The sequence below is a fragment of the Haemophilus parahaemolyticus genome (assembly GCF_018373095.1).
Taxonomy (GTDB): Bacteria; Pseudomonadota; Gammaproteobacteria; order Enterobacterales; family Pasteurellaceae; genus Haemophilus_A; species Haemophilus_A parahaemolyticus_A.
On sequence record NZ_JAHAHT010000054.1, the window covers coordinates 1 to 11392 of the forward strand.

Below are 11392 nucleotides of genomic sequence, written 5' to 3' on the forward strand. Positions count from 1 at the left end.
TATTTATTTGCTTTTATTTCATACAACTTGCGTAATGATTATCTTTTTATTGCATAAATTCTAACATCGCTCATCTCATTAAAGGAAATTTTCTGCTTTTATTAATGAAAATCTCACTATTTAGTGAAGAGAAATGTTATTATTTTACTTTATTTCACGTTGTGTATTTAATGAGGAAGCCAAATGTCAAACACTAATGCAATCGCAAACGTTGCAAGAATGATTCGTGAAAACGAAATCAAATTCGTTTTATTACGATTTACCGATATTAAGGGCAAGGAGCACGGTGTTTCTTTACCTGTAAGCCTTGTTGCTGACGACCTTGAAGATCTTTTCGAAGAAGGCAAGATGTTCGACGGCTCATCAGTTGAAGGCTGGAAAGCTATCAACAAAGCAGATATGCTGTTAATGCCAATCCCTGAAACCGCTGTTATTGACCCATTCGCCCAAATCCCTACCCTCTCTATCCGCTGTAGCATCTACGACCCTAACACTATGCAAAGTTACGACCGCGATCCGCGTTCTATCGCAATTCGTGCAGAAAACTTCTTAAAATCCACAGGGATCGCAGATAGCGTAATGTTCGGCCCAGAACCCGAATTCTTCTTATTTGATGATGTGCGTTTCTCAACCGATCCGCAAAACGTTTCTTATCATATTGATGATGTGGAAGCGATGTGGAACACCAATCGCAAATATGAAAACGGCAATAATGCTTACCGTCCATTGAAAAAAGGTGGCTACTGTGCCGTTGCACCAATCGACACTGCACACGATATTCGTTCTGAAATGTGCTTAATTATGGAAGAGATGGGCTTAGTGATTGAAGCACACCACCACGAAGTGGCAACCGCAGGTCAAAACGAAATCGCAACTAAATTCAACAGTTTAACTTTAAAAGCAGACGAAACCCAAATCTATAAATATGTGGTACAAAACGTAGCACTTGAACACGGCAAAACTGCGTGCTTTATGCCAAAACCATTCGCAGGCGACAATGGCTCAGGTATGCACTGTAATATGTCATTGAGCAAAGATGGTAAAAATGTGTTTATGGGCGACAAATACGCAGGCTTATCTGAAACAGCACTTTACTACATCGGCGGTATCATCAAACACGCTAAAGCGTTGAATGCGTTTACCAACCCATCAACCAACTCATACAAACGCTTAGTACCCGGCTTTGAAGCCCCTGTGTTATTAGCTTACTCGGCAAGTAACCGCTCGGCATCTATCCGTATTCCTGCGGTAACTAGCCCGAAAGCGACTCGCGTAGAAGCACGTTTCCCAGATCCATTAGCAAACCCATACTTATGTTTTGCAGCATTGTTAATGGCAGGTCTTGACGGTGTAATCAACAAAATCCACCCAGGCGATGCTATGGATAAAAACCTCTACGATTTACCGCCAGAAGAGTTAAAAGAAATTCCTGCGGTAGCTAGTTCGTTAGGTGAAGCGTTAGATGCGTTAGCGGCAGATTTCGACTTCTTAACCCAAGGTGGCGTATTCAGCAAAGAATTTATCGAAGCCTACATCGGCATTCGTCGTAAAGAAGTAGAACGTTTAAATATGACTCCACACCCAGTGGAATTTGAGATGTACTACGCTTAATTCTTTTACAAAATGACAAGCAAAATTAACCGCTTGTGTAAGCTCGCAAAATAAATTGCAAAAACACAAACAAAAACCCTCTTTAAATCAACTTTAAAGAGGGTTTAAATTTAGAACTTATAATCCTCATAAATTCTATTTCTTAAAACAGTCTCTTTTAGTACGATTCGCTCGTAGCCCTAAAACGACTCCTAATTATCCATTTTGTTACAAACAAGCCACTTATTTTGACTTGATTAATTTCTTGGCGACTGGTCAATATCACTCTGTATGTATTGCTGTATCATTAAATGAAAAAAGCAAGAAAAGGAACTTATCTTGCTTTTTAGGGGGATGTTGCGCAGGTTTAGCAAAAATAAGCACTACCCCATACTTGCATAATAAACATATAGAAAAACGCCCGTTTATATTCAGTATAAACAGGCGTTTTCAGCTATATTTTTGAATAATCAATCCTAATTACGCTCTCTTCGCTCGCAACACGCGGCTAGCAAATAAGAATAAACTAAAGAGGAAGATCGCTAATCCAAGCACTTCCGCCGTGCCTTCCCAGTTTTCAAGATTTAAGGCAAGTGGTGCTTCAGAGCCACCTGAACTAACGGAAGCAGCGATCACAAACGCTAACACCACACCCATCAAACTTTCGCCTACAATTAAGCCCGCAGAAAAGAGTGTACCGAAACGTTCTGCTTTAGCAGCCACTTCTTTATTACCCGTGCGTTTTGCATAGTTTGCGATATGACGGGTAATGAACCACGCTAAAAATGCCCCAATAATTACAGGCATATTGATTGATGGTGGTAAGTAGATACCGATACCCACGGCGATCACTGGCAAGCCGATTTTCTTGTCGCTGATTTTTTTCAAGAATGCATCAATCACAATCAACACGACACCTAAACCCACACCGCTTAAAATGTAAGTCCATCCCAGCTTGTTCGAGAAAATCCCTTGTGAAATGGTGGTCATAATCGTTGCTTGTGGTGCAGATAACGCTTGTGCAGGATCCATATCAGGGCGAGGCAACGCACCGCTAAAACCGTAAGCGTGGTAGAGAATTTCAAGCACTGGGGCAATTACTAACGCACCGACGAAACAGCCGATAATCAAGGCAACTTGTTGTCTCCAAGGTGTCGCGTGAACGAGCAAGCCTGTTTTCAAATCTTGCAAGTTATCGTTTGAAATAGTCGCGGTAGTCAAAACGATAGATGCGGTGAAGAGCGTTAAAGCAGTCAAAAATTTCTGACCATCTACCGTTTCAAATAAACCTGCAGAGTTACCGATAGCCACTAACACCAACGAAATCACGATCACCGAAATAATCCCGATGCCTGAAATTGGACTTGAAGATGATCCCACTAAGCCCGCCATATAACCTGAAGCAGCCGCGACGAAGAAGCCAATAAAGACCGCTAAGAAGGTACAAACCACCACCAATAACACCGCTAACTCTGGTGAAATTGGAGCAACGGCGATGAAGTGATAGAGTGAAATCACAATCAAAGCAACCGTTGCGATTAAGATATAAATCATCGTTTTTGGCGAAAGGTCGATATCAATGCGTTCCACCGATTCGCCCGCATTGCCTTTTAACATACGGAACGAATGCACCATCCCTTCAATCATCGGTTTCATCAAAATTAACAACGTCCAAATGGCTGCAATCCCAATGGTTCCCACGCCGATAAAACGCACTTTGGTTTTCCAAACCGTCATTGCTACATCCACCATATTCGCATCCGCTGCAATATCTGCGTGTGCGGTAAAATACGGCACAGCAACGCCCCAAGTAAGGACTACACCCAGCAACATCGCCAAACCGCCTACGATACCGATTAAGTAACCCGCACCGACTAACGCCAATGAGAAGCCCATCGGTAGTTGGAACATGGCTTTACCACTGCTTACCCACGCACTTGCACCATCTGCCACTATGCGTAAGCCATTAGTAAAAAAGGCGACCGTTGCCGCAAAAATCCCACCGTAAGCAATATCTTTCACGCCGCTATCGCCCTCTCCGTGATTGCCCGCCTTGAGAATTTCTGCCGCAGCCACGCCTTCAGGATAAGGTAAATCACTATTCACGACCATTGCACGACGAAGCGGAATGGTAAACAACACGCCTAATGTACCACCTGCGGCACAAATCAACATTGTTTGCCAGAATGGAAAATCTTGCCAATAGCCCATCATCAACAAACCTGGTAACACAAAAATCACGGACGACAGCGTTCCCGCAGAAGACGCCTGTGTTTGTACCATATTGTTTTCAAGAATGCTGGAATCTTTAAAGAATTTCAGCACCGCCATAGAAATCACTGCAGCAGGAATGGAAGATGCAAAGGTCATCCCTACTTTCAGCCCTAGATAGACGTTTGATGCGGTAAACAGCACCGTTATTAACGCCCCCAACACCATCCCCCGCAGGGTTAGCTCTTTCAAATTATCATTATGCATAATGCGTTCCTTTATCAAAAATAAACGGAGTTACCTTCGCAGAAAATGCTAGATTTTTCAAGCCTTGTTTAAAGAAAATATCCCAAATTTTAGTAATGAAAAAATTTTGTGCTGGGAAATAAAGTAAGTACAGATAATATCACCTAAATCTATCAGGATATTATTGAGAGTAATTATAAGAATAGAAACATTCAATAGCCTTAATATAAAAATGGTCGAGTAATTCGACCATTTTTATGCTTAAACCAACTGCTCACCCACCTTAAACCAATCTGCTCGTCCGTTTAAGAAATCTTGTACTGACATCGGTTTTTTGCCTTGCGGTTGGAGTTGGATAATATTCAATACGCCATCTTGAGTCGCAATTTGTAAACCTGTTTTGTCGAAAGCAATCACAGTGCCAAGGGCTTTTTCTTGATGTGGCAATACATTAGCTTGATAAACTTTTACTCGTTCTTCATTGCCATTTACGTTCACGGTTAAGAATGCAATTGGGGCTGGGTTGAAGGCTCGGATATTGCGTTCCAGCTGACAAGCGGGCAAATTCCAGTCTAATTTTGCTTCTTCTTTAGTAAGTTTTTCGGCATAGTTTGCTAAATTGTCGTCCTGTTTTTCAGGCTTGAATTGTTGGCTTTCTAGCCCGTTTAATACTTCTAACAATGCAGGTGGTGCAAGCTCAGCCAGTTTTTGATAGAGCAAAGCTGATGTTTCGGTCGGCAAAATATCGGTGTATACTTTGTGCAACATATCACCTGTGTCTAAGCCAATGTCCATCTGCATAATGGTTACCCCCGTTTGGCTGTCGCCTGCCCAAATTGCACGTTGAATAGGAGCAGCCCCGCGCCAACGTGGAAGAATAGAACCGTGCACATTCAGACAGCCATATTTTGGGGCATTCAACACTGCCTTTGGTAAAATTAAGCCGTAAGCCACTACGACCATCACATCCGCATTCAAGGCTTTTAATTCTTCTTGAGCCTCTTCTTTACGTAATGATTTTGGTTGATAAACAGGAATATTATGTACTTCGGCAAGCTGTTTTACGGGGCTTGCTTGCAGTTTCTTGCCACGTCCCGCAGGTTTATCTGGCTGGGTGTAAACGGCGATGACATTGTGTTCTGAATCAAGCAGTGCTTGTAAATGTTGGGCTGCAAAATCAGGCGTACCCGCAAAGATAATATTTAGTTTTGACATATATTTAATATTATTAAGTAAATAATAGTTAGCATGACTAAAATGGAAAGGAGTCAAAAGGCTTTTACCCCCTTCCCCCCACGGTAATCTTATCCAATTTCACTGTTGGTTGTCCGACACCCACTGGCACGCTTTGCCCTTCTTTGCCACAAGTACCGATACCTGGGTCGATTTCCATTTTTTTGCCGACCATTGAAACTTGTTGCATCGCATCAATCCCGCTACCGATTAAAGTTGCGCCCGTTACAGGTTTAGTGATTTTACCTTTCTCAATTAAGTAAGCTTCTGCGGTGGAGAACACAAATTTGCCCGAGGTAATGTCCACTTGTCCGCCGCTGAAATGCGGGGCGTAGATGCCGTATTCGACCGATTCGATCATCTCGTCAAATTCATGGTTGCCTTCGGTAAGGTAAGTATTCGTCATTCGTGGCATTGGCAAGTGGGCATAAGATTCACGTCTGCCGTTGCCTGTTGGAGCCACGCCCATTAAACGGGCATTGAGCTTGTCTTGCAAATAGCCTTTCAAGATGCCGTTTTCGATCAACACATTACGTTGAGAAGGCACGCCTTCATCATCAACCGTCATTGAACCGCGGGCATTCTGGATTGTACCGTCATCGACAATAGTACAAAGTGGTGAAGTCACTAACTCACCAATTTTGCCTGTAAACAACGAAGATTCTTTACGGTTGAAATCGCCTTCCAGTCCGTGTCCAACCGCTTCATGTAATAAAATGCCCGGCCAGCCCGCACCGAGTACAATTGGCATTGTTCCCGCAGGAGCAGGCATTGCGCCCAAGTTCACTAACGCCATTCGCACCGCTTCTTTCGCTAAATATTCCGCACGGTTGTAGCCAACCATTTCGCCGTTGATGATGTGTGGCTCTAAGAAGAAATTTAAGCCATAGCGACCGCCCATACCGGATGAGCCACGTTCACGCTTGCCATTTTCCTCCACCAATACCGATACTGACAAACGCACCAGCGGGCGAATATCTGCCGCTAACGTGCCATCAGTTGCAGCGACTAACATCTCTTCATAAATCGCCGATACATTCGCATTCACTTGCACCACTCGAGGATCTTCGGCACGAGCCACTTTATCAACTAAGTGCAGTAAGTCCACTTTCTGCTCACGGCTTAAAGTTTCAAGCGGATTGATTGCTGCATAACGCTGGCAAGCGGTCGTTTCTTTGAAATTTTTTACCAATAATTGACCGCTTTCGCTGCTGATAGAACGTGCCGCTTCAGCACATTGATTGAGCTGGCTCAAGCCGATTTGGTCAGCATAGGCAAAGCCCGTTTTCTCGCCTGAGACAGCACGCACGCCAAAGCCGCGGTCGATATAAAAGCCACCTTCTTTGATAATGGAATCTTCCAACGCCCAACTTTCATCTTGACTGAGTTGGAAATAGAGATCCGCATAGTCAATTTGACGGCTAGAGAAGTGATCTAATACTTGAGAAAGGTGTAAAAGCTCCACGCCACTTGGGGCAAGTAAGCTTTCTGAGACTTGTTTTAACATAGAAATTCCGAATTAAAATGGAAAAAATTTTGCGAATTTTAGCATAAATTCGACCGCTTGATGGGGGGATTTCTGAGGAGAATAATTACTCTCAACAAGAAAAAACGCCTTACTTCATATGGAAGCAAGATGTTTACTTAAAGGCTACGGCAGAGAAAATTGTCCCTCTCCCACTTCAATAACTTGCCCGCCAACATAAATAGTCTGCTGCTGATCGAGTTTTAAATAAAGTCGGTTCGGTCTACCCATATAATCGCCTTGAAAAATCTGACGTTGTAATGGATATTGATTTAAAGAAAGATAATACGCACCTAAATTCGCACAGGCAGAACCCGTACCGCTATCTTCCATTACCGTACCATTATCTGTATAAAATAATCGAGAATATACAGTTTCATTCTCTTCATACCAAAGGTACATTACCGAACGTTGCTGCTCCCGATGGCAAAGCTGATCAAGTAATTTGGCATTTATTTGAACCTCAGCAAGTGCATTTTTATTCGAAAGTTGTAAAAACAAATGTGGAGAACCACTGTTTAACCAATAAGCTTGAGATGCAATTTTCTGTGTGCTAAGTCCTGTAATCTCAGCCAATTCTTGTAGGCTGGCTGAGCTCGTTTTGATGTCAAAACCGCGAATAGCCATTTCTGCACACTGATTTTTAGCTTGAATCGCTATGGTTTTCGCTTTAGTGTTTAAAGAGAATTGCTCAGGCAAATTGCGTAATTTTTGAAGGACACAAGCAGCACCAATTGTCGGATGCCCTGCTAAAGGGAGTTCATAATAAGGGGTGAAAATACGCAGATCCGCTACAACACTTTTTGATGGGAGCACAAAGACAGTTTCGCTTAAATTAAACTGCTTCGCAATTTGTTGCATCTCTTGTTCAGTTAAGCCTTCCGCATCAGGAAAAACAGCAAGTGGATTACCGCCAAAATATTCTTCAGCAAAGACATTAACCAATTTAAACGCATATTGACGAGACATTTTCTCTCCTAAAAAGAAAAGATGCTACAAATCTATGCAGCATCTTAAAATTTACTTCACTATCTCACCTTTAGCTTGCAGATCAGCGTGGTAAGATGAACGCACGAATGGTCCGCAAGCAGCGTGTTCAAAGCCCATTTTTTCGGCTTCAGCACGGAACATATCGAACTCTTCAGGTGGCACGTAGCGTTCAACTTTTAAATGGTGGCGACTTGGTTGAAGATACTGCCCAACGGTGAGCATCGTTACACCTTGAGCACGTAAATCACGCATTACTTCCAAAATCTCTTCGTTAGTTTCGCCTAAACCGACCATTAAGCCCGATTTAGTTGGAATATCTGGGAACTCTTCTTTAAAGATTTTAAGCAATTCGAGCGACCAGTGATAATCTGCCCCAGGACGAACCTCGCGATATAAGCGTGGCACATTTTCCAAGTTGTGGTTGAACACATCAGGTGGATTTTGTTTCAAAATTGCAACCGCTTGTTCGACCCGTCCACGGAAGTCTGGAACAAGAATTTCCACTTTACACTCTGGATTTAACGCCTTGATTTCACGCACTGTTGCCGCAAAGTGGGCTGCACCGCGGTCTGGCAAGTCGTCTCGGTCTACCGAAGTAATTACCACATATTTAAGTCTCATATCTTGCACCGTTTCAGCAACTTTACGTGGCTCTTCTGGGTCAAGCGGAAGCGGTTTGCCGTGTGCTACATCGCAGAATGGGCAGCGGCGGGTACAAATTGCCCCCATAATCATAAAGGTTGCCGTGCCGTGGTTGAAGCATTCGTGCAAGTTAGGGCAAGAAGCTTCTTCACACACTGAGTGTAAGCCGTGGCGACGCATCCCGTTTTTAATACTGTCGATTTTTGCCGAACTTGCTGGCAGTTTAATTTTCATCCAGCTCGGTTTTTTAAGTAACTCTTGGTCTGGGTCGATATTGCGGACTTGGATAACAGAGGTTTTCGCTGCATCACGATATTTCACACCGCGTTCCATTTTAAACGGGGCGAGTTTCGCAGGCGTATTGGTTGCCGTTGTCATTAAAATTCGTTTTCCTCGTTGTTAATAAATTGTTGCACATTATAGCCTAAAATCGTGGCAAAGTGGGCGACCAATTTTGGGGAGACATCCTCACAGGTTAAATCGTTCTGATTGTTCAATTCGCTTAATTGGCACATTTCAAGCCCCGCATAACCGCACGGGTTGATATTGTGAAACGGTGATAAATCCATATTGATATTAAGTGCTAGCCCATGGAACGAACAACCTTTACGAATACGAAGTCCTAATGAGCAAATTTTTCGCCCTTCCACATAAACCCCTGGTGCATCTGGTTTTGGGTAGCTTTCCACGCCATAATCCGCCAAGGTTTTCACCACACATTGCTCAAGAGCGGTGACTAAATCACGTACAGAAACGTCGTGCCCCTGAGCTTTTAGGCGTTTGATGTCGATCAGTACATACATCACTTGCTGCCCAATTCCGTGATAGGTAATCTGCCCGCCTCGATCCGATTGCACGACAGGAATATTAGTTTGATGAATGAGGTGTTCTGGCTTGCCCGCTGAACCTTGTGTGAAAACGCTAGGATGTTGCACCAGCCAGATTTCATCTTCAGTTTCTTCGGTGCGGTTGTCAGTAAAATCCTGCATTTTATGCCAGATTTTTTCATAAGGTTGCACGCCCAATTGGCGAATAATCAGTTTTGTGTTCATAGTGGGGATTTTGAGATAAAAATATTAATTCCCCTCCCCTTATGGGAGAGGGAAATCTCACGAGATTTATTCTCCGCAATAAAAGAAATTCATTAAAGTACCATTCTTACGCCTTCAATTTTCGCAAGTTCTTCATAAAGGGTTTCTACTTGACCAATGTGTTCAGCCACAATATCAATCGAAACCGAATTATAAGTGCCTTTGCTGCTACGCTGTTCACGAGGTGTATAATCACCTTTTACGTGACTTTGAGTCACAGCGACTACATCATCCACTAAACCATCGCGATGCGTGCCTACAACTTTGAAAGTGAAATCACACGGAAATTCAAGTAAGTCTTTTAATTTCGCTTGGGGTAAATCTTGTAAGTTTACAGTTTTATTTGTCATATTCTTTCCTCTCTTTAATATATGAAGCGGTAAGATTTTGGCAAACTTTTGCAAAAATCCTACCGCTTGTTGCGTGCCTATATAAGGGCTAAATTTTCAGTTGCAAGAGCTGATTAGTTAAACAAACTCTTCACAGTGAGTACCACCCAGTCCCACGCACGACCAAAAATACCCGCTTCACCCACGGCTTGTAAGGTTTGAAGTGGTGTTGAAGCAATATCTTTGCCATCTAATTGGTAAATCACTTTGCCGACGACTTGACCTTGCGTTAGTGGGGCTTCTAAGCCTTTATTGTCTAATTCATAACGTGCTTTAAGCTCGCCCGCTTTGCCTTTTGGAATCGTGATAAAACTATCTTGCACAGAACCTAATTGTACCTTGTTTACGTCACCGTAGTACACACTCTCTTCTTTTACCGCCTTACCTGCTGGTAGAGATTTCACCGTTTCAAAGTTCGCAAAACCCCATTGAAGTAATTTTTTGCTTTCCACTTCACGACCTTTATAAGTCGGCACGCCCATTACCACAGAAATCAAGCGCGTATTTGAATTGGTCGCTGACGCTACCAAGTTATAGCCTGCTTTATCGGTATGCCCTGTTTTCATTCCATCCACGTTCATGGTTTTATCCCACAATAAACCGTTACGGTTTGGCTGTGGTTTTTTCACGTTATATTGGAACTCTTTTTCTGCATAAATTTTGTACTCTTCTGGCTGATCACGGATTACGTGAGTGCCGATAATTGCCATATCTCGTGCAGAAGAGTATTGATTTGGGTCATCTAAACCGTGCACGGTGGTAAAATGCGTATTTTGTAAGCCGAAACGTTGAGCATGCTTATTCATTTCATCAATGAAAGAAGCTTGCGATCCTGACGTATGCTCTGCTAAAGCTACTGCTGCATCGTTACCTGAAACGATGATTAAGCCTTTCATTAACTCGCCTACAGTCACTTGTTTATTCAAGTCTAAGAACATCAATGATGAACCTGGGAATTTTTGTGCCCACGAATTCTCATTCACGGTGTAAACATCACTATTGTGTACTTTACCTTGTTTGATTGCTTCACCCACAACATAAGCGGTCATCATTTTAGTTAGCGAGGCAGGATATTGACGTTGATCGGGATTAAAACTCGCTAATACCGCACCAGAGTTGTAATCCATTAAAATGTAAGTTTGAGCATTCAATTGCGGTGCAGCAATGCCAAAATCCGTGTTAGCATCCGCCAAAGCAGTTGAAGAAAGGATTAAGGCAGAAAGGCCAGCAAGTTTTAATAATCTTTTTTTCATATAAAGTGTCCGATAACGTTGGATTGAGAATCTCTATAAACTAATCAAGGGCTTGTTGAACACTCAACAACCCCTTTTTATAATCAATTGAAACAAACTGCTTAAATTAACTCTTCTCGACTAATTCTGAGCGTTTGTTTTTGTCTAACACGGCAACTTTCACTTTGTCTTTGCCTGTGCCATGCATACCTAACTGACGAGCTGCACTTTTTGATACATCCA

General features: G+C 42.8%; 9 protein-coding genes. 1 reads left to right on the forward strand and 8 read right to left on the reverse strand.

The window, feature by feature from the left end:
- The first annotated feature begins 183 nt into the window (after nt 1-183).
- Nucleotides 184-1611: a type I glutamate--ammonia ligase gene (gene glnA / locus KH943_RS06390; RefSeq protein ID WP_304109127.1), complete on the forward strand. Its 1428-nt coding sequence runs from the start codon at nt 184-186 to the stop codon at nt 1609-1611.
- Between the two features lie 459 nt (nt 1612-2070).
- Here the strand turns inward: glnA and KH943_RS06395 are convergent, their stop codons facing one another.
- From KH943_RS06395 to KH943_RS06430, 8 genes are all read right to left on the reverse strand, one after another.
- On the reverse strand, nt 2071-4068 hold the full coding sequence (locus tag KH943_RS06395; protein ID WP_304109130.1) for an OPT family oligopeptide transporter: 1998 nt from the start codon (nt 4066-4068) through the stop codon (nt 2071-2073).
- Nucleotides 4069-4308: 240 nt separating this feature from the next.
- The gene (fmt, locus tag KH943_RS06400) at nt 4309-5262 is read right to left on the reverse strand and encodes a methionyl-tRNA formyltransferase (protein ID WP_304109133.1); all 954 of its coding nucleotides are present in this window, start codon (nt 5260-5262) and stop codon (nt 4309-4311) included.
- Nucleotides 5263-5326: 64 nt separating this feature from the next.
- A complete protein-coding gene (gene tldD / locus KH943_RS06405) occupies nt 5327-6787 on the reverse strand; it encodes a metalloprotease TldD (RefSeq protein WP_304109135.1) in 1461 nt (486 codons plus the stop codon).
- Between the two features lie 144 nt (nt 6788-6931).
- Entirely contained in the window at nt 6932-7774 is an 843-nt protein-coding gene (locus tag KH943_RS06410) for a PhzF family phenazine biosynthesis protein (protein ID WP_304109138.1), read from the reverse strand.
- Nucleotides 7775-7825: 51 nt separating this feature from the next.
- Nucleotides 7826-8815, reverse strand: a complete 990-nt coding sequence (gene lipA / locus KH943_RS06415) for a lipoyl synthase (protein WP_304109139.1) — start codon at nt 8813-8815, stop codon at nt 7826-7828.
- A complete protein-coding gene (gene lipB / locus KH943_RS06420) occupies nt 8815-9489 on the reverse strand; it encodes a lipoyl(octanoyl) transferase LipB (RefSeq protein WP_304109140.1) in 675 nt (224 codons plus the stop codon). The genes lipA and lipB overlap by 1 nt, the downstream gene beginning before the upstream one ends.
- Nucleotides 9490-9581: 92 nt before the next feature.
- Nucleotides 9582-9878, reverse strand: a complete 297-nt coding sequence (gene ybeD / locus KH943_RS06425) for a DUF493 family protein YbeD (protein WP_281773116.1) — start codon at nt 9876-9878, stop codon at nt 9582-9584.
- A 113-nt stretch (nt 9879-9991) separates the two neighbouring features.
- Nucleotides 9992-11170 (reverse strand): D-alanyl-D-alanine carboxypeptidase family protein, encoded by a 1179-nt coding sequence (locus KH943_RS06430; RefSeq protein WP_304109143.1) that lies wholly within the window; start codon nt 11168-11170, stop codon nt 9992-9994.
- Between the last annotated feature and the right edge of the window lie 222 nt (nt 11171-11392).